Consider the following 18703-nt stretch of genomic DNA (forward strand, 5'->3'; position numbering starts at 1 on the left):
GCGCGCACTCTAACCGCACTGCTACATCGGGCGCCAGCCATGCCGAGCAATATCCACACGATTATTCATTATCTGAACACCCTCGCTGCGTAATCGCGCCCGTTGTTCGTCGCCGCTCGGGCTGCCGAGCGGCAGGCTCAGGCGACCGCCAGCAGCTACCACGCGGTGCCAGGGCAGGGCGCTGCCTTCTGGCAGTTGGCTCAGTGTCCTGCCAACCCAGCGCGCAGCGCGGCCGAGGCCTGCCAACTCGGCGAGCTGTCCGTAGCTCACGACATGGCCGGCTGGCACCGCCGCCAGCGCGATGTAGAGCGCCTCGCGTCGACGGTCCGCGCCATCAATCGGAAATGGTCCTGAAAAATCAGGGAACTCATCGGTCATTCGCAAGTCTGTCCTTGTTCTGCCATCACTGAAACGAATTGTCACACCTACAGTTCGTGAGCCAAGAGCCCCGATACCGCCTATGTTGACACCTACGTTGAAAAGAACCCTTCTCTGCGTTGCTGCCTTTTCTGCATCTTCCGCCGCCATGGCTGACACCGTCTGGATGAAGAATGGTGACCGTCTGACCGGGACGATCAAGGTGTTCGACGGCGGCAAGCTGATGCTCGATACCCCGTACGGCGGCTCCATCCCGATCGACATGAAGCAGGTCAAGACCTTGCAGAGCGATCAGGAACTGCTGGTCAAGCAGGACGCCTACACTGGCGAGAAGGCCAAGTCGATCAAGGCGTCGGACGACGGCAAGGTCACCCTGGAAAATGGCGAGGCGCCGAAAACGGTCCCCATTGCCAGCATCCAGCAGATCATGAAGCCCAAGCCGATCATCCAGGACCTGACCTTTACCGGCAACGTCGATCTGGCCCTGGACTTCAAGCGCGCCGATACCGATACCGATGACTACAACATCGCCTTCAAGACCCAGGCCCGCCATGGCAAATGGCGCCATAACGCCACGGGCGAGTACAACCGCGAATCCCAGGACGGCATCACCACCACCGATAACTGGAGCGCCGAGTATGCCCTCGACCGTTTCATTACCGACAAGTGGTTCTGGCAAGGGCGCGTTGACTACAAGAGCGATCACGTCGAGGATCTCGAACGCCAGCGCACCGTCGGTACCGGTCCTGGCTACCAGTTCTGGGATGACGAGCTAGGCGCGTTCTCGCTGACCGGCTTGCTCAACCGTACGGATTACCGCTACAGCGATGGCAACCAGGTCAACTTCTATTCAACGGCGTTGAAATGGGACTACAGCCGCTACCTCATTGGCAAGACGGTGCAGTTCTTCACGACTGGCGAGCTGGGCCGGCCTTTGGATAATACTGCGACCTACAGCCTGGATGCCGATATCGGCCTGCGCTACAAGCTGACCGAATGGGCCTCGCTCAACCTCAAGGCCGAGAAGGACCAGGTGTCCGGTACTACCAACAGCGACCTCAACACCACCCGTTACACCGCAGGCCTGGGTGTGACCTGGTAAGCACAGGCTTACCTATGTAAAGAGGGGGCTTGCCCCCGATCCAGTAGACCCGTCAACATCTCCGTGGTTGACACACTGAATCGGGGGCAAGCCCCCTCTCTACATTATTTAGGAGGAGCCGTTGCGATGAGCGCCAAAGCCATCAAGCAAGCCCGCGAACTGCTGCTCAAGGATTATCGCGGGGTGCTGTCGACCCACTCCAAAGCCATGCCCGGATTTCCTTTCGGCTCAGTGGTGCCTTATTGCCTGGATGCCGATGGCTACCCGCTGATCCTCATCAGCCGGATCGCCCAGCACACCCATAATCTTGCGCTGGACCCAAAATGCTCGCTGCTGGTCAGCGAGCGTGGCGCCGAAGACGTGCAGGCGGTAGGTCGTCTTACCGTGTTGGCCGAGGCGAGCAAGCTGCTTGACCCGGCGGCCATCGAGTCAGCGGCGAACCGCTACTACCAATTCTTCCCCGACTCGCAAAACTACCACCAGGCCCACGATTTCGATTTCTGGGTGCTGACCCCGGTGCGCTATCGCTATATCGGCGGCTTCGGCGCCATTCACTGGCTCGACGACGTCACCCTGGCCAATCCTTTCGTTGGCAAGGTCGAGACCAGCATGGTTGCGCATATGAATGCCGACCATGCCAAGGCCATTGCCCACTACGTGGCATTGGCCGGGTTGCCCGACGGCGAGCCAGCGGTGCTGGCAGGCATCGACAGCGAAGGGATGCACTTGCGCATCGGCCAGGCGCTCTGGTGGTTGCCCTTCGCAGCACCTTGTAATACGCCGATACAAGTCCGTGAGGCCCTGGTTTTACTGGCTCAAGCAACGCACTGGCCGGGTCGCGAGACCGCTGACGCTTGAATTCACGATTTATCGACGCCATCTACGGTCTACTGCAAGCGTTCTTGCGTAGAGGAAACCTTGATGCGTGCCTTTTTAGTGTTGTTTCTGCTGTTCCCGGTGCTTGAGCTGTATACGTTCTTCAAAGTCAGCACCGCGATCGGCTTCTTTCCGGCCTTGCTGATGATCATCATCGGTTCGGCCCTGGGTGTGATGGTCATGCGTCTGGCCGGCCTGGCCACGGTGCTGCGCACCCGTGAAGCGTTGCAGCGTGGCGAGATGCCCGCCGACCAGGTGTTCGATGGCCTGATGTTCGCCATTGGCGGTGGACTGTTGCTGTTGCCGGGCTTCATCAGCGATGTGCTGGGTGTCATCTGCCTGATGCCTTTCACCCGCAACATCCTGGCGCGCAAGATCCGTGCGCGCGCTCAGGCCCAGTCGATGCGCCAGCGCGCGTTCGCCGATGACCTGCAACCCCGGGGTCCTGCTGCCGGCTCGGCCACGCCATCGCGTCGCCCGCCGGAAGTCATCGAAGGCGAGGTGATCGAGGGCGATTTCGAGCGTCGCGATCACTGACCCCGTCCATGATTTTCCAACGGCTCCTACGGGGGCCGTTTTGCATTGCAGACCTCTGAAAACGAAAAAAATTGTGCCGCAGCCCTTGTAATCGTTTAGCGCGACCTTATGTATGGGTCACCGAAAGGTTTCCAGCATCCATGCTGGACAAATTCCGCGTCTCGCCCGTCGAGCCGCGACCGGCAACGCCGGACTGAACCAACCCGCCGGTGAGAGCACTGGCTGATGAAAACCATAATTAGGAGAGATCGACAATGAAGCTTCGTCCTCTGCATGACCGCGTAGTCATCCGTCGTAGTGAAGAAGAAAAGAAAACCGCTGGCGGTATCGTTCTGCCAGGTTCGGCTGCTGAAAAAGCCAACCACGGTGTGATTCTCGCTGCTGGTCCTGGCAAGTCGCTGGAAAACGGCGAAGTCCGCGCGCTGGCCGTGAAGGTGGGTGACAAGGTTGTGTTCGGCCCTTACTCCGGCAGCAACACTGTGAAAATCGACGGCGAAGATCTGCTGGTAATGGCTGAGAACGAGATTCTCGCTGTACTGGAAGACTGATACCGCCCCGCCCATTTTCCCGTTACTACAAAGTATTTAAGGATTATCGATCATGGCTGCTAAAGAAGTTAAATTCGGCGACTCCGCCCGCAAAAAGATGCTCACCGGTGTCAACGTCCTGGCTGACGCAGTAAAAGCGACCCTGGGCCCTAAAGGCCGTAACGTGATCATCGAGAAGAGCTTCGGCGCTCCGACCATCACCAAGGACGGCGTTTCCGTCGCCAAAGAAATCGAACTCGAAGATCGTTTCGAAAACATGGGCGCGCAGCTGGTCAAAGACGTTGCCTCCCGTGCCAACGATGACGCAGGCGACGGCACCACCACCGCTACCGTACTGGCTCAGGCTATCGTCAACGAAGGCTACAAGGCAGTCGCTGCCGGCATGAACCCGATGGACCTCAAGCGCGGCATCGACAAGGCGACCGTCGCCATTGTTGCCGAGCTGAAAAACCTGTCCAAGCCATGCGCTGACACCAAGGCTATCGCTCAGGTCGGCACCATCTCGGCCAACTCCGACAGCTCCATCGGCGACATCATTGCCGAAGCCATGGAAAAAGTCGGTAAAGAAGGCGTGATCACCGTTGAAGAAGGCACTGGCCTGGAAAACGAACTGTCGGTCGTGGAAGGCATGCAGTTCGACCGTGGCTACCTGTCCCCGTATTTCGTCAACAAGCCGGAAACCATGGTTGCCGAGCTGGACAGCCCGCTGATCCTGCTGGTCGACAAAAAGATCTCCAACATCCGCGAAATGCTGCCAGTGCTGGAAGCCGTTGCCAAAGCCGGTCGTCCGCTGCTGATCGTTTCCGAAGACGTTGAAGGCGAAGCCCTGGCGACTCTGGTCGTGAACAACATGCGTGGCATCGTCAAAGTTGCAGCCGTCAAGGCTCCTGGCTTCGGCGACCGTCGCAAGGCCATGCTGCAGGACATCGCTGTACTGACCGGCGGTACCGTCATCTCCGAAGAGATCGGCCTGAGCCTGGAAAGCGCCACCCTGGAAAACCTGGGTAGCGCCAAGCGCGTGACCATCTCCAAAGAAAACACCATCATCGTTGACGGTGCTGGGGTTGATCAGGACATCCAGGCACGTATCACCCAGATCCGTACCCAGGTTGGCGAAACCTCGTCGGACTACGACCGTGAAAAACTGCAAGAACGTCTGGCCAAGCTGTCTGGCGGCGTTGCAGTGATCAAGGTTGGTGCTGGTTCCGAAGTTGAAATGAAAGAGAAGAAAGCCCGCGTTGAAGACGCCCTGCACGCAACCCGTGCAGCCGTCGAAGAAGGCGTGGTACCTGGCGGTGGCGTTGCCCTGATCCGTGCTCTGGAAGCGCTGACCAATCTGACCGGCGAAAACGCTGACCAGAACGTCGGTATCGCTGTACTGCGTCGCGCCGTTGAAGCGCCGCTGCGCCAGATCGCTGCCAACTCCGGCGACGAGCCAAGCGTTGTGGTCAACGAAGTCAAGAACGGCAAAGGTAACTACGGTTACAACGCTGCGACTGGCGTCTACGGCGACATGATCGAAATGGGCATCCTGGACCCTACCAAGGTGACTCGTTCGGCACTGCAAGCAGCTGCTTCCATCGGCGGTCTGATCCTGACCACCGAAGCGGCCATCGCTGACAAGCCGAAGGCTGAAGGCTCTGCTGGCGGCGGCATGCCAGACATGGGCGGCATGGGTGGCATGGGCGGCATGATGTAATCGCTGCTTCATCCTGCTGAATAAAAAATCCCGCTCTCGTAGCGGGATTTTTTTATGCCTGGGATTTGTGCAGTTATGTCAGCAGCGATCCCGGATCAACCCGGATACTGCCGATGCAGCTGCCCCAGCCGCTCATCCTTGGCCACCCACAACGCATTGATCCACTGCTGAAACGCTTGGCGATAGTCCATATCCTGATCGTAACTCTTGCCGATGAACTCGGCCGGAATCGCCACTTCTTCGAACTGCGCGACGATCTCCGGCACATTCCCGCACAACATGTCCCAGAACCCCGGCCGCCCTTGCGGGTAATGAATGGTCACGTCGACCAGCGATTGCAACTGCTCGCCCATGGCATCCAGCACAAAGGCGATACCCCCGGCCTTTGGCTTGAGCAAGTAGCGAAACGGCGACTGCTGCTGGGCATGCTTGGCTTCGGTGAAGCGTGTGCCTTCGACGAAATTGAAGATGCCCGTGGCCTGATGGCGAAACTTGGCGCAGGTGCGCCGGGTGGTCTGCAAGTCCTTGCCCTTTTTCTCCGGATGCTTTTCAAGATACGCCTTGGTGTAGCGCTTCATGAACGGGAACCCCAATGCCCACATCGCCACACCGATGATTGGCACCCAGATCAGCTCCTGCTTGAGAAAGAACTTCAAAGGCTGCACCCGCCGGTTGAGCTGGTACTGCAGGACCATGATGTCGACCCAGCTCTGGTGGTTGCTGGTGACCAGATAGGAGTGGCTGTAGTCCAGCCCTTGCAAGCCGCTGACATGCCACTGCACCGGGTCGACCCAGATGCGGTTGTTGTTGATCCAGCTTTCGTGGATGAAGCGCAGCAGGCGGTCGCAAGCACGTTGCACCGGTGCAACGCGTATGCAGGCCTTGACCAACGCCACGACGAACAGCGGGGTGCAGCAAAGAATGGTATTGAACGCCAGAATCAGCGCGGCGAGGGTGCCGCGCACTGGGCCGGGGAGAAATGCCAGCATGGATGCCTATAGCTCCAGAATTCGGTTGGCCTGAATGGCAGTCAGGGCGATGGTGTAGACGATGTCGTCCACTTGCGCGCCCCGTGGCAGGTCGTTGACCGGTTTGCGCAGGCCTTGCAGCATCGGCCCGAGACTGACGCAGTCGGCGCTTCGTTGTACCGCCTTGTGGGTGGTGTTGCCGGTATTCAGGTCCGGGAACACGAATACCGTAGCGCGGCCGGCGACCGGGCTGTCGGGCGCCAGTTGATGGGCGACATGCTCGTTGGCAGCGGCGTCGTATTGCAGCGGGCCGTCGATCAGCAGTTCGCGCTGAGCCTCCTTGGCCAGCAGCGTCGCCTCGCGGACCTTCTCGACCTCTTCGCCGCTGGCCGAGTGACCGCTTGAGTAGCTAATCATCGCCACTCGCGCAGGGATCCCGAACGCCTGGGCCGAGTCGGCGCTTTGCAGGGCGATCTCGGCCAGTTCGCTGGCCGTGGGGTGCGGGTTCATCACGCAGTCGCCGTACACCAGTACTTCTTCGGGGAACATCATGAAAAACACCGAGGACACCAAGGTGCAGCCCGGCGCGGTCTTGATCAGCTGCAGGGCCGGGCGAATGGTGTTGGCGGTGGAGTGGATCAGCCCCGACACCAGGCCGTCGACTTCATCGAGGGCCAGCATCATGGTGCCGATCACCACCGGATCCTCGAGTTGCTGCTCGGCCATGGGGGCGTTGAGGTTCTTGCTTTTGCGAAGTTCGACCATCGGCTCGACGTAGCGCTCGCGGATCAGGTCCGGGTCGAGGATCTCCAGCCCTTCAGGCAATTCGATGCCTTGGGCGCGAGCCACGGCGTGCACGTCCTGAGGCTTGGCCAGCAGCACGCAACGGGCGATGCCGCGCGCCTGGCAGATGGCAGCGGCTTGCACGGTCATGGGCTCGGCGCCTTCGGGCAGGACGATGCGCTTGTTGGCCTGCTGCGCGCGCTGGATCAACTGATAACGGAACACCGCCGGCGACAGGCGCATTTCTCGCGGCGTACCGGAGCGTTGATGCAGCCAATTGGAGTCGAGGTGGCTGGCGACGAAATCGGTGATGATCTCCGCACGTTCGCGGTCATCGATGGGGATTTCCTTGTTCAGCTGATTGAGCTGCGTCGCCGTATCGTACGACCCCGTGCTCACCGACAGCACCGGCAGGCCGCTCTGCAGGGCGCCTCGGCACAGCTCCATGATGCGCGGGTCGGGCAGCGAATCGCTGGTCAGCAGAATACCCGCCAGCGGCACGCCGTTGAGCCAGGCCAGGCTGGCGGCCAGGAGGATGTCGTCGCGATCGCCGGGGGTCACTACCAATACGCCGGGCTTGAGCAGCGGCACGGTGTTGAGCACGGTGCGCGCGCAGATGATGATCTTGGCCATGCGCCGCACTTCGAAATCGCCCGCGTTGATCACCTGGGCGCCCAGCAGTTCGGCGACGTCGCGGGTGCGCGGGGCATTGAGGTCGGCCTGGAAGGGGATGGCGCCGAGCACGCGGAACTCGCCGCTGCGCAGCAAGGCGGAATGCTCCTTGAGGCGCGTGGTGAACACCTCCAGGGATTCGTCGGTACGCACCTTGTTGAGGATCACGCCGAGCACCTTGGGGTCCCGCGGGCCACCGAACAGCTGCGCCTGCAGCTCCACTCGGCCGGACAACTCGGCCAGCACGTCGCCATCCGGGGCGGCCACCAGAATCACATCGGCGTCGAGGCTTTTGGCCAGATGCTGGTTGACCCGAGCGGCGTAGCTGGCGCTGCGGGTGGGGACCATGCCTTCGACGATCAGCACGTCCTTGCCGATGGCCGCTTCCTGATACAGCGTGATGATTTCTTCGAGCAGTTCATCCAGCTGGCCGTCGCCCAGCATGCGTTCGACATGGGCCAGGCCCAGCGGTTTGGGCGGGCGCAGGCCATGGGTGCGGGCGATGAGTTCGGTGGAGCGCTCGGGGCCGGTATCGCCCGGATGGGGCTGGGCGATGGGCTTGAAAAAGCCTACTTTGTGACCGGCACGCTCCAGGCTGCGGACCAGTCCGAGACTGATGGAAGTCAGGCCTACGCCAAAATCGGTCGGCGCGAGAAAAAATGTTTGCATGCGATCATCTCGGGGTCAGCACTGCACAGGCGTCGGCGTATGGGTCGCCGATCGCGGGATCCGTCGCCAAGGGTATCGACAATGGACGAGGTTTTCGAGTGGCCCCGTCTGTCAGTGTTCAGTTCGCTTTCGGGCGGATGCTTGGTTACACTTGATCGTTCTACATTCTTTCGTAAAGGTCTCGCCCATGCCGATTGCCGCTAACAAGGCTGTCTCTATCGACTATACCCTCACCAACGACGCTGGTGAGGTCATCGACAGCTCCGCCGGCGGCGCGCCGCTGGTTTACCTGCATGGCGCAGGTAATATCATTCCAGGTCTGGAAAAAGCCCTCGTCGGCAAAGACGTTGGTGACGAACTCACCGTTGCTGTCGAGCCTGAGGACGCCTACGGCGAGTACTCGGCCGAACTGGTCAGCACCCTGAGCCGCAGCATGTTCGAGGGTGTCGACGAGCTGGAAGTCGGCATGCAGTTCCACGCTTCGGCCCCCGATGGCAAGATGCAGATCGTCACCATCCGCGATCTGGACGGCGACGACGTGACGGTCGATGGCAACCACCCGTTGGCCGGCCAGCGTCTGAATTTTCAGGTCAAGGTCGTCGACGTGCGTGATGCCAGTCAGGAAGAAGTCGCTCACGGCCACGTGCACGGCGAAGGCGGTCATCACCACTGATTGAGCTGCTAAGCTCAAGGGTAGCCGCGAAGGCGCCCGTTCGAGTTCCGCGCCACCTTTGATACGGTGAGCGAAGGGCTTGGACGGGCGCCTTTTCAGTCTGTTAGTGTTGTTCGAAAGGACAGGCTCGCGGGCCGTGACGGGATTCGAACAGGGGATTACTCCATGAGTGCATTTCATGAACTCAAGCTCAAGGCGCTGGACGGCAAGGAGCTGCCGCTGGCGCCGCTGAAGGGCAAAGTGGTATTGGTGGTGAACGTGGCCTCCAAGTGCGGGCTCACGCCCCAGTACGCAGGGCTGGAGAGCCTCTACCAGAAGTACCACGATCAAGGCTTCAGCATTCTGGGCTTGCCTTGCAATCAGTTTGCCGGCCAGGAGCCAGGCACCGAAGCCGAGATTCAGGAATTCTGCACGCTCAACTATGGTGTGACCTTTCCCCTGGGCAGCAAGGTGGAGGTCAACGGCCCGCATCGTCATTCCCTGTATCGCCTGCTGGCAGGAGAGGGCGCGGAGTTTCCCGGGGATATCACCTGGAACTTCGAAAAGTTTCTGGTCGGCAAGGATGGCCGCGTGCTGGCGCGCTTTTCGCCGCGGGCCACGCCGGATGATCCGGCTATCATTGCTGCGATCGAAAAAGCGCTGGCTTGAATGTCGCGGGCTGCTGACTCTGTCCTGGCCAACCGGGCCACTTCGCGAGCAAGCTTTGTTCCCACAGTGCAAGCAGTTCCGGTGTCTTACACCTGTGAGCGCGAGGCTTGCCCGCGAACGCGTCGGTACCGTCAATACATGACGTGAAGCCTTACCCCCGCTCCCGTACCCAGAACAATGTCGCCCCCGCCACCGCCGCTGGCATCATCAACACATTGACCAGCGGTATCAGCAGCACCAGATATACGATCCCGCCAAAACTCAAACACTTCCAGCGCTTTTGCCTAAGCCAGGCGAGCATGTCCTGCCAGCTCATCTTGTGGTTGTCCGCCGGGTAGTCGATGTACTGGATCGCCATCATCCAGACCCCGAACAGCAACCACAGTGGCGCGGCGATGATGTTGACCACCGGAATGAACGACAGCACCAGCAGGGCCGCGGCGCGCGGCAGGTAATAACCGAGCTTGCGCATTTCGCGGGAGAAGGTGCGCGGGACCATTTCAATCAGTTCGCCCATGCTGAACGCCGGGAATTCATCCTTGCCGGTCACCACCACCTCGACCTTTTCCGCCAGGAAGCCGTTGAATGGCGCGGCGATGACGTTGGCGAGCATGGTGAAGGTAAAGAACACCATAAAGGCCACCAGCACCACAAACAGGGGCCAGAGGATGTAGCTGAGAAAGTCGAGCCAATGGGGCAGGCTGGGCATCAACGCGTCGACCCACAGGCGGAATTCGTGCCCGGCGAAGTAGATCAGGCCGACGAACAGGATCAGGTTGATCAGCAGTGGCATCAGCACGAACATTCGCAGGCCCGGGCTCAGGACCAGTTTCAGGCCCTCGCGCAGGTAATCGGGACCGGACAATACGGGTAGAGGCATTAGAGCTCCATTGATGATGCACAGGAATCGGGCGTCTGTGGTAGCGGGCTCTGCCCGCGAAGGCTTTGGCACTGGCGCCGATGCACTTCGTCTGTGCGAGCCGTTGCGCGACGACCGGCTCCACGGGCAGAGCCCGCTCCCATAAGCGGGAACGCAAGCGATAAGCTACCAAGGATGGATAGCCCATCGCTATGGGTCGAATTGTAAAAGGGCATTTCACTAATCGCCTGCACCTCGTTAAGCTGTGCCCATCGAATTTGAAACCCTTCAGTCCATCAACTTTCGAGGCCAACGCCTCAAGGAGATTGCGTGAGTATTCTGGTCAACAAACAAGCCCCTGACTTCGACGCCCCGGCCGTGCTGGGTGATGGCTCGATCGTCGACAGCTTCAAGTTGTCATCGCTCAGGGGCAAGTACGTTGTGCTGTTCTTCTGGCCGCTGGACTTCACCTTCGTGTGCCCATCCGAAATCATCGCCCACAACAACCGCATCGGCAAATTCCGCGAGTTGGGTGTTGAAGTGGTGGGTGTGTCGATCGACTCGCAGTTCACTCACTACGCCTGGCGCAGCACGCCGGTCGAAAAAGGCGGCATCGGCGCCGTCGAGTTCCCGATGGTCGCCGACGTCAAGCACGAGATCACCCGCGCCTACGGCATCGAGCACGAAGACGGCGTGGCCCTGCGAGCGTCCTTCCTGATCGACCAGCAAGGCGTGGTGCAGCACCAGGTGGTCAACAACCTGCCGCTGGGCCGCGAAGTGGACGAGATGGTCCGCCTGGTCGAAGCCCTGCAGTTCACCGAACAACACGGTGAAGTGTGCCCGGCCGGCTGGCGCCCAGGTCAGAAAGGCATGAAGGCCGACGCCAAGGGCGTTGCCGATTACCTGGCCGAGAACGCCACCAGCCTGTAAGGGCGAGGTGTTGTGAACCACCTGCGCCATACCGCTCTCAAAGCTATATGGCTACAGTTTCAGGATCGGCGACATAAAGCCTTCCCCAAGTGCTGCGTCGATCCTTTTTATTTTCCGCCGGTATCCGGCGATGCGACCCAGGCGATGCAAAGGCCGGTCGATAGGAGAGTGTCATGTCTGAAGTTCGTCATTCGCGGGTCATCATTCTCGGTTCCGGCCCTGCCGGTTACAGCGCTGCCGTCTACGCCGCGCGGGCCAACCTCAAGCCGCTGCTGATCACCGGCATGCAGGCCGGTGGCCAACTGACCACCACCACCGAAGTCGACAATTGGCCGGGCGATGTCCACGGCCTGACCGGCCCGGTATTGATGGAACGCATGAAAGAACACGCCGAGCGTTTCGAAACCGAAATCGTCTTCGACCATATCAACTCCGTAGACCTCGCGGGCAAACCGTTTTCGCTGACCGGCGACAGCGGCACCTACACCTGCGACGCGCTGATCATCGCCACCGGTGCAAGCGCTCGCTACTTGGGCCTGCCGTCGGAAGAGGCCTTCATGGGCAAGGGTGTATCGGCCTGTGCCACCTGTGACGGCTTCTTCTACCGCAACAAGCCGGTCGCCGTGGTCGGCGGTGGCAACACGGCCGTCGAAGAGGCGCTGTACCTGGCCAACATCGCCAGCAAGGTGACTTTGGTTCACCGTCGCGAGACTTTCCGCGCCGAGAAGATCCTGATCGACAAGCTGCACGCACGTGTCGCCGAGGGCAAGATCGAACTCAAGCTCAACGAAACCCTGGACGAAGTTCTGGGCGACAAAACGGGCGTCACCGGTGCACGCTTGAAGAACAACGACGGCAGCCTCAGCGAGCTGAAGGTCGACGGCGTGTTCATCGCCATCGGGCACACCCCGAACACGTCCCTGTTCGAAGGTCAGCTGGCGCTCAAAGATGGCTATATGGTGGTGTCGGGCGGCCGTGAAGGCAATGCCACCGCGACCAGCGTCGAGGGTGTTTTCGCTGCCGGTGACGTGGCTGACCACGTGTATCGCCAGGCGATTACCTCGGCCGGTGCCGGCTGTATGGCCGCGCTGGACGTCGAGCGATATCTGGATGGCTTGGCGAACGCTACGTTCACCTGATCTGATTCGCGTGGGGCCGGTACTGCTGGCGAATATCCCCGAACATAAAAAAACCGGCCATCGACAGCCGGTTTTTTTATGCCTGCAATTCAGTTCAGCCCTTGCGGCTCAACGGCTGCCCGGCGAACTTCACTCCGGCCAGGCCGTGGGCGATCAGGTTGCGGATATTGCCGTGGTCGCTGCCATCGGGCGTCGCCACAACCGAGCGATAGTGCTCGCCGAATGCCAGCAGGACTTCCTGGTCGCTGAGGCCTTCGAGCACGGCCAGGCCGATGGTCTTGCAAGAGCCTTCGTTCTGGCCGGCGGCGTTTTCGACGCTGCCGTTGCTGAATGCCTGAGGCGTGTAATCGTAATGCTCGGCGACGAAAGCCAAGGTGTCGGCAAATAAGTTGCTGCCTGTTTCGAGGCTGGCGCGGAAAGCGTTGATTTCGGTCATGGCAGTGGGCTCCTGCTTAACGGATGGATATTTGCGAAAGTTTTCAATCGGTTACCCATATTAACTTTTTCGCGCGCGCCATGGCTGTTTAAACATCAAGTCGGTCGGGTCAGGGCACCTGTAACTGCGTCTGCTGGCGGCGGAACTGACCGGGTGGCAAGCCGTGGGCATGACGAAAGCGCCGGGAGAAATAAGCCTCGTCGGCAAAACCACACAGCCGCGCGATCTCGCCCACCGGCTTGCTGCCGGTCAACAGCAGCTGACGCGCCAGGTGCATGCGCCGCTCCAGTACCAACTCGCTGAAACTCTTGCCGATCTCCTTGCGCAGCCAGTGGGTCAAATAGTTGGGGGACAGGTAGGTTGCCGCAGCCACCTTCTTTAAATCCAGCTCGGGATCGGCCAGGTGTTCGCGCACATACTCGGTCATACGCCCCAGTGCGTCACGGCGGCTAGCCTGCGCGGCGTTGCTGCCGGCCAGGGCCAACAACGGCTCGGCGTATAACTGGCAGACTCTACCGATCAGTTGCAGCAGGCAGCCCTTGAGCCCTTCACGGGTGCCGAACTGGCGCGAACCGTCGAGGCCGCGCATCCGTTCCAGCAGCGCGAGCACCTCAGCGAACTCGCTGTCGCCCAGCGTGAAATCCAGTTGCTGCTGAAAGCGAAACGGTGACAGCTCCGGCGCCTGCTGAATCGACACATCTTCGAGATCGAGTGGATCACAGTGCAGATGCGGCAGCAGAAATTCCTGGGAAAAATTCAGCACCACGCCTTTGCCATCCACCGGATGCGGGATGAAATGCACACGGTGCGGCAGGATGAACGCCAGGGTGCTGCGCGGAAATGGCCGTTCGATGCCACCAATGAGCTGCACGGTATCGCCGCCAAGATTGACTTGGATCTGAAAATATTCGTGACGATGGGGGCCGGGCTCGGCGCTGCGCTCGAATTGCTCGCGGATATGAAAGTCGGCCCGCTCGCTGCGTTGTTGCATGCCGTAAGTCGGCACCCGAGAAGTCAATTGCATGGAAAGGCTTCCTTTCTTGTATGGCAACCATGTTAGGGGAAGCGGCGCTTGCATTCGAGGGGGTAATGAGCGTTTCGAGAAAATTTAATGGATGCTTGTCCGATAACTTTTGCATGAATCCGGTCTGGCGGATGATCGGTCAAATCCAAAAAACGCGCAAAATACGGATGCATAAAAAAGGCTCTATTTCAGTACTTACGGCGACTTCGTAGATGCGTATCGGCGATTTTTATCTTGATATTATTTTTGTACTTGGCAGCTTTCGATCTGTTTTAAAGCATAAAAGAATATAAGCGATCGATTGATTTGGCGAACTTGTACGATAACGTAGGGCCATGTTGTGATGGTGTCTGACGCCAGCCACAGCACTCGATACTCAATAAAAATAATGAGGAATATCATGTCGAGTCGTCCCGAAGGTCCCGTGTTGCGGGCTTCTGGCGCGAGCGTTCACGCTGGCGCAGTGCCCCTTGTCGATAATCGCGAAAATACCATTGGAAGCCCGCCACAGGCCGCAGCCAGTACGCGTCTGCCTACGCGCCGGCGCTGGATCATGCTCTCGCTGCTGTTGATAGCGACGATCATCAACTACGTCGACCGGGTCAATATCTCTATCGCCGCGCCCTTCATGGCCAAGGATCTGGGCCTCGACAAGGTGCAGATGGGCCTGGTGTTCTCGGCTTTCGCCTGGACCTACGCGTTCGCGCTGGTGCCGGCCGGTTTTATTGCCGACCGCTTCGGCTCGCGGGTGACCTACGGCGTGTCGCTGGTGTCTTGGTCGGCGGTGACCGTTTGCCAGGGCTTGGTGGGCGGCTTCGCTTCGCTGTTCGGCCTGCGTCTGGCCATCGGTGCGATGGAAGCGCCTGCGTTCCCCGCCAATAGCCGTGCGGTCACGGTGTGGTTCCCGGCCCGTGAACGCGGTCTGGCCAGCAGCATCTATGTGTGCGGCCAGTATCTGGGCACCGCGTTGTTCACCGGCGCACTGCTGTGGCTGGCGACCACCTACGACTGGCGCCACGTGTTCTATAGCACCGGTATCGTCGGCATCGTGTTCGGGGTTTTCTGGCTGTATGTCTATCGTGATCCGCTGAATTGCAAAAAAGTCAGCCCTGAAGAGCTGGCCTATATCGAGGACGGCGGCGGTCTGGTCAGGAGCAGCCAGGAGCGCACCCGCTTCAACTGGCGGCAGATCACCGAGCTGTTTCGCTATCGCCAGGTGTGGGCCATCTGTATCGGCAAGTTCGCCAACACCTCGGTGCTGTATTTCTTCCTGACCTGGTTTCCGACCTACCTGATCGAGGAGCGTCACCTGACCATGGTCAAGGTGGGGATCTTCGCGGTGCTGCCGTTCATTGGTGCCACGGTCGGCATTCTGTTGGCGGGGATCGTCTCTGATTTGCTGATCCGCCGCGGGGTGAGCCTGTCGTTCGCCCGCAAGCTGCCGCTGGTCGTGGGCTCGGCGCTGGGCATGTCGATCGTGCTGGTCAACTTTACCGACTCCAACGTGCTGTGCATCGCGGTGCTGACCGTGGCGTTCTTCGCTCAAGGCATTGCATCGGCCTCCTGGGCGGCCGTCTCGGAAGTCGCACCCAAGGAGCTGATCGGCCTCACCGGTGGCATCACCAGCCTCGCGGCCAATATCGGTGGCATCGTCACGCCCATCGTGATCGGCTGGATTCTGCATGAAACCGGTAAGTTCTCGGCGGCCTTCTGGTTCATTGGCGCGGTGGCCATGATCGGTTGCCTGTCCTATTCGCTGTTGCTCGGGCGCCTGCACCGGATCGTCCTGCAGGCACGCTGAAGCCCCGTGTGCGAGGAGCTTGGATAAGTCCAGTTTCCTCACCGCATCGTCCAACTTTGCCTTGCTGGCATGCCTTAGGCTGTAGCCAGCACCGCACTCGAGCCAAGGAATGATAATGAACGACTATGTGATTGCTCCCCCGGCAGTGAGCAGCCTGCCCGTGGACGGCAGCACTCAGCGGTTTCCCGTGGCGCGAGTTTTCTGCCTGGGCCGCAACTATCTGTGGGGCGACGCCGTGGCCGCGCCACGCAGCTTTCCGCTGTTTTTCATGAAGCCCGCCAGTGCCGTGGTCGAAGCCACCGCGCGCGTGGACTTCCCGGTACAGACCGACGAGTTCTGCCCGGAAATCGAATTGGTCGTGGCGATCGGTATCGGCGGCGTGGATATCCCCGAGGCGCGCGCGCTGGAGCACGTGTGGGGTTACGCCGCAGGGCTGGACATGACGCGCCGCGATCTGCAGATGGCGGCCAAGGCTGCCGGCCAGCCGTGGGAGGCCGCCAAGGCGTTCGATGCCTCGGCGCCGGTCACGGCCATCGTGCCCAGCGCCCGTATTGGCCATCCCCAACAAGGGGCGTTGTGGCTGGCGGTCAATGGCGTCGAGCGCCAGCGCTCCGATCTCGAGGCGCAGATCTGGTCGGTCGCCGAGGTGGTTAGCCAGCTGTCACGCTCGCTGCGCCTGGAGGCGGGCGACTTGATCATGACCGGCACGCCACCGGGGGTCGAGCCGCTGCAGCCGGGCGATCTGATCAGCGCAGGCATTGAGGGTATCGCCAGATTGCAAGTGCGCGTGGGCCAACGGCCCACACGCTGAAGCTTTGATCATTTTTACGCCAAGGAGTCATCACAATGTCCAACAACACTGATTCTTCCGCAAAAATCGCGCTGGTCACCGGCGCCGGCAGCGGGGTCGGTCGCGCCGTGACGCTCGCCTTGATGGCTGACGGTTATCGTCTGGCTCTGGCCGGGCGCCGCCCCGAGCCGCTGCAGACACTGGTCGAGGAGATCCGCGCCCAAGGTGGCGAAGCCATCGCCATACCCACGGATGTGCGTGATCCGGCCAGCGTCGATGCGCTGTTCGCGAGTGTCGAGGAGGTCTATGGCCGCCTCGATGTGATTTTCAACAACGCGGGCATCAACGCCCCCGCAGTGCCGATGGACGAACTGCCGGTGCAGAACTGGCTGGACGTCATCAATACCAACGTGACCGGTGTGTACCTGTGCAGCCGCGGCGCCTTCGAACTGATGCGCCGCCAGCAGCCTCAGGGCGGGCGGATCATCAACAACGGTTCGATCTCGGCCCATACCCCGCGGCCCTTCACCGCGCCCTACACGGCCAGCAAGCATGCGGTGCTGGGGTTGACCAAGAGCCTGGCGCTGGACGGGCGCGAGTTCAATATCGCCTGCAGCCAGATCGACATCGGCAACGCCCTGACCGAGCTGTCGCAGCGCATGACCAAAGGCGTGCGCCAGGCCAACGGCACCATGGCCACCGAGCCCATGTGCGATGTCGAGCACATCGCCGGAGCGGTGCGTTACATGGCTTCGCTGCCGCTGTCGGCCAACGTGCTGAACATGACGGTGATGGCCACCAACATGCCATTTGTCGGTCGCGGCTGAGCCCTTTTCGCCTGGAGATTTCGTTCATGAAGCCTGAAGTTCTGCAACTTAGCCCCATCCTCATCCCCCATGTGCGCGAGCAGCTTGAAGCCTTGTACACCGTGCATCCCTACTACCTGCAGACCGACAAGCCAGCCTACCTGCGTGAAGTGGGCGCCAACGTGCGCGGCGTGGTCACCGGCGGCCATACCGGTATTACCCGGGAAGTGATGGCGCAGTTGCCGCAGCTCGAAGTGGTGGCGGTCAATGGCGTGGGCACTGATGCGGTGGACCTGGCCTATGCCCGCGACCGTGGCATCCATGTCACGGCCACACTGGGGGCCTTGACCGAAGATGTCGCTGACCTCGCCATGGGGTTGCTGATCGGCGTGTGCCGCGGCCTGTGCACCAGTGACCGCTATGTGCGCAGCGGCCAGTGGGCGACCACCGCCACGCCATTGGCGCCCTTGCCCCTGGCGCGTCAGGTCAGCGGCCTGCGCGTGGGCATCGTCGGCATGGGGCGCGTAGGACGTGCGGTGGCCACTCGGGCGGCAGCGTTTGGCTGCCCGATCAGATACACCGACTTGCGCGCCATGGACGACGTGCCGCACACCTTTGTTGCCGACCTGCTCGAGCTGGCACGGGGCAGCGATGCGCTCATCGTCGCGGCCGCCGCCGACAAAGCCGAGGGCCTGATCGATGCGGGCGTGCTGGAGGCGCTGGGTGCTGAAGGGTATCTGATCAATGTCGCCCGTGGCCGGCTGGTCAACGAGCCCGATCTGCTCGCCGCTTTGCAGGCGGGCACTATCGCCGGCGCTGGCCTGGACGTGTTCGTCGATGAACCGCGGGTGCCCGAGAGCCTGTTTGCCCGCGAGAACGTGGTGCTGCAACCGCACCGCGCCAGCGCGACCGTACAGACCCGCACGCGCATGGGCGAGATGGTACTTGCGAGTCTGGCGGATGCCTTGGCCGGCAAGGTCCCGGCCAATAGCGTGACGGCCTGAGGCGGCGCCGACGTTACGCTAGAGGTTTGCCTTTGGCGAACGCGGCGGACTGCTCGGCGCTCGCTTCTTTCTGATAAAGGGACTTCCACTCGTTATACGGCATGCCGTACACCACCTCGCGGGCGTCATCGAGGCTGACCTCGATGGCGCGCTCGTCGGCGGCGGCCTTGTACCATTTGGACAGGCAATTGCGGCAAAAGCCCGAGAGGTTCATCAGATCGATGTTCTGCACGTCGGTGCGGTTGCCCAGATGTGCGACCAGTCGGCGGAACGCGGCGGCTTCGAGCTCCAGGCGTTGTTGATCGGTCATGTTGGCTCCTCGCGAGCAGCGCCTGTGGCGGCGGCGCTGAAGTGAATTATC

Annotated in this window: 20 protein-coding genes; 13 read left to right on the forward strand and 7 right to left on the reverse strand. The window is 60.9% G+C overall.

The window, feature by feature from the left end; translation table 11 throughout:
• Positions 1–21 precede the first annotated feature (21 nt).
• Positions 22–378 (reverse strand): MGMT family protein, encoded by a 357-nt coding sequence (locus LIX93_RS05165; RefSeq protein ID WP_226502944.1) that lies wholly within the window; start codon positions 376–378, stop codon positions 22–24.
• An 82-nt stretch (positions 379–460) separates the two neighbouring features.
• Between LIX93_RS05165 and LIX93_RS05170 the strand changes: the two genes are divergently transcribed.
• From LIX93_RS05170 to groL, 5 genes are all read left to right on the forward strand, one after another.
• Positions 461–1480: a DUF481 domain-containing protein gene (locus LIX93_RS05170; RefSeq protein WP_226502945.1), complete on the forward strand. Its 1020-nt coding sequence runs from the start codon at positions 461–463 to the stop codon at positions 1478–1480.
• Between the two features lie 126 nt (positions 1481–1606).
• Positions 1607–2338, forward strand: a complete 732-nt coding sequence (locus LIX93_RS05175; protein WP_226502946.1) for a DUF2470 domain-containing protein — start codon at positions 1607–1609, stop codon at positions 2336–2338.
• Positions 2339–2401: 63 nt separating this feature from the next.
• Complete coding sequence (locus LIX93_RS05180; RefSeq protein WP_226502947.1) at positions 2402–2893, forward strand: FxsA family protein; 492 nt, start codon at positions 2402–2404, stop codon at positions 2891–2893.
• A 254-nt stretch (positions 2894–3147) separates the two neighbouring features.
• On the forward strand, positions 3148–3441 hold the full coding sequence (locus LIX93_RS05185; protein ID WP_226502948.1) for a co-chaperone GroES: 294 nt from the start codon (positions 3148–3150) through the stop codon (positions 3439–3441).
• A gap of 52 nt (positions 3442–3493) precedes the next feature.
• On the forward strand, positions 3494–5140 hold the full coding sequence (groL, locus tag LIX93_RS05190; protein WP_226502949.1) for a chaperonin GroEL: 1647 nt from the start codon (positions 3494–3496) through the stop codon (positions 5138–5140).
• A gap of 95 nt (positions 5141–5235) precedes the next feature.
• Here the strand turns inward: groL and LIX93_RS05195 are convergent, their stop codons facing one another.
• Together LIX93_RS05195 and pta are read right to left on the reverse strand one after the other, a co-directional pair.
• Positions 5236–6129 (reverse strand): acyltransferase, encoded by an 894-nt coding sequence (locus tag LIX93_RS05195; protein WP_226502950.1) that lies wholly within the window; start codon positions 6127–6129, stop codon positions 5236–5238.
• 6 nt (positions 6130–6135) lie between these two features.
• On the reverse strand, positions 6136–8232 hold the full coding sequence (pta, locus tag LIX93_RS05200) for a phosphate acetyltransferase (RefSeq protein WP_226502951.1): 2097 nt from the start codon (positions 8230–8232) through the stop codon (positions 6136–6138).
• 187 nt (positions 8233–8419) lie between these two features.
• Between pta and LIX93_RS05205 the strand changes: the two genes are divergently transcribed.
• Positions 8420–8905 (forward strand): peptidylprolyl isomerase, encoded by a 486-nt coding sequence (locus LIX93_RS05205; protein ID WP_226502952.1) that lies wholly within the window; start codon positions 8420–8422, stop codon positions 8903–8905.
• A gap of 165 nt (positions 8906–9070) precedes the next feature.
• Positions 9071–9553: a glutathione peroxidase gene (locus tag LIX93_RS05210; RefSeq protein WP_226502953.1), complete on the forward strand. Its 483-nt coding sequence runs from the start codon at positions 9071–9073 to the stop codon at positions 9551–9553.
• A 151-nt stretch (positions 9554–9704) separates the two neighbouring features.
• Here LIX93_RS05210 and cysZ read toward each other — a convergent pair whose 3' ends face one another.
• The gene (cysZ, locus tag LIX93_RS05215) at positions 9705–10433 is read right to left on the reverse strand and encodes a sulfate transporter CysZ (protein ID WP_226502954.1); all 729 of its coding nucleotides are present in this window, start codon (positions 10431–10433) and stop codon (positions 9705–9707) included.
• A gap of 309 nt (positions 10434–10742) precedes the next feature.
• Between cysZ and LIX93_RS05220 the strand changes: the two genes are divergently transcribed.
• A complete protein-coding gene (locus tag LIX93_RS05220; protein WP_226502955.1) occupies positions 10743–11342 on the forward strand; it encodes a peroxiredoxin in 600 nt (199 codons plus the stop codon).
• A gap of 173 nt (positions 11343–11515) precedes the next feature.
• Entirely contained in the window at positions 11516–12481 is a 966-nt protein-coding gene (gene trxB, locus LIX93_RS05225; protein ID WP_226502956.1) for a thioredoxin-disulfide reductase, read from the forward strand.
• A gap of 94 nt (positions 12482–12575) precedes the next feature.
• Here the strand turns inward: trxB and LIX93_RS05230 are convergent, their stop codons facing one another.
• Both LIX93_RS05230 and LIX93_RS05235 read right to left on the reverse strand, forming a co-directional pair.
• Positions 12576–12917 (reverse strand): HopJ type III effector protein, encoded by a 342-nt coding sequence (locus LIX93_RS05230; RefSeq protein ID WP_226502957.1) that lies wholly within the window; start codon positions 12915–12917, stop codon positions 12576–12578.
• A gap of 109 nt (positions 12918–13026) precedes the next feature.
• A complete protein-coding gene (locus tag LIX93_RS05235; protein ID WP_226502958.1) occupies positions 13027–13941 on the reverse strand; it encodes an AraC family transcriptional regulator in 915 nt (304 codons plus the stop codon).
• Positions 13942–14494: 553 nt separating this feature from the next.
• Here LIX93_RS05235 and LIX93_RS05240 point away from each other — a divergent pair.
• The 4 genes from LIX93_RS05240 (at position 14495) to LIX93_RS05255 (ending at position 18342) form a co-directional block, all read left to right on the forward strand.
• On the forward strand, positions 14495–15742 hold the full coding sequence (locus tag LIX93_RS05240; protein WP_226502959.1) for an MFS transporter: 1248 nt from the start codon (positions 14495–14497) through the stop codon (positions 15740–15742).
• Positions 15743–15851: 109 nt separating this feature from the next.
• Positions 15852–16553 carry a fumarylacetoacetate hydrolase family protein gene (locus LIX93_RS05245; RefSeq protein WP_226502960.1) on the forward strand — a complete coding sequence of 234 codons (702 nt, stop codon included), beginning with the start codon at positions 15852–15854 and terminating at the stop codon, positions 16551–16553.
• 35 nt (positions 16554–16588) lie between these two features.
• On the forward strand, positions 16589–17359 hold the full coding sequence (locus LIX93_RS05250; protein WP_226502961.1) for an SDR family oxidoreductase: 771 nt from the start codon (positions 16589–16591) through the stop codon (positions 17357–17359).
• A 26-nt stretch (positions 17360–17385) separates the two neighbouring features.
• The gene (locus tag LIX93_RS05255; protein WP_226502962.1) at positions 17386–18342 is read left to right on the forward strand and encodes a 2-hydroxyacid dehydrogenase; all 957 of its coding nucleotides are present in this window, start codon (positions 17386–17388) and stop codon (positions 18340–18342) included.
• 13 nt (positions 18343–18355) lie between these two features.
• Here LIX93_RS05255 and LIX93_RS05260 read toward each other — a convergent pair whose 3' ends face one another.
• Entirely contained in the window at positions 18356–18652 is a 297-nt protein-coding gene (locus tag LIX93_RS05260) for a DUF1244 domain-containing protein (RefSeq protein ID WP_226502963.1), read from the reverse strand.
• Positions 18653–18703: the final 51 nt, after the last annotated feature.

Origin of the sequence: Pseudomonas sp. MWU16-30317, from assembly GCF_020515695.1 — a bacterium.
Classification (GTDB): Bacteria; Pseudomonadota; Gammaproteobacteria; order Pseudomonadales; family Pseudomonadaceae; genus Aquipseudomonas.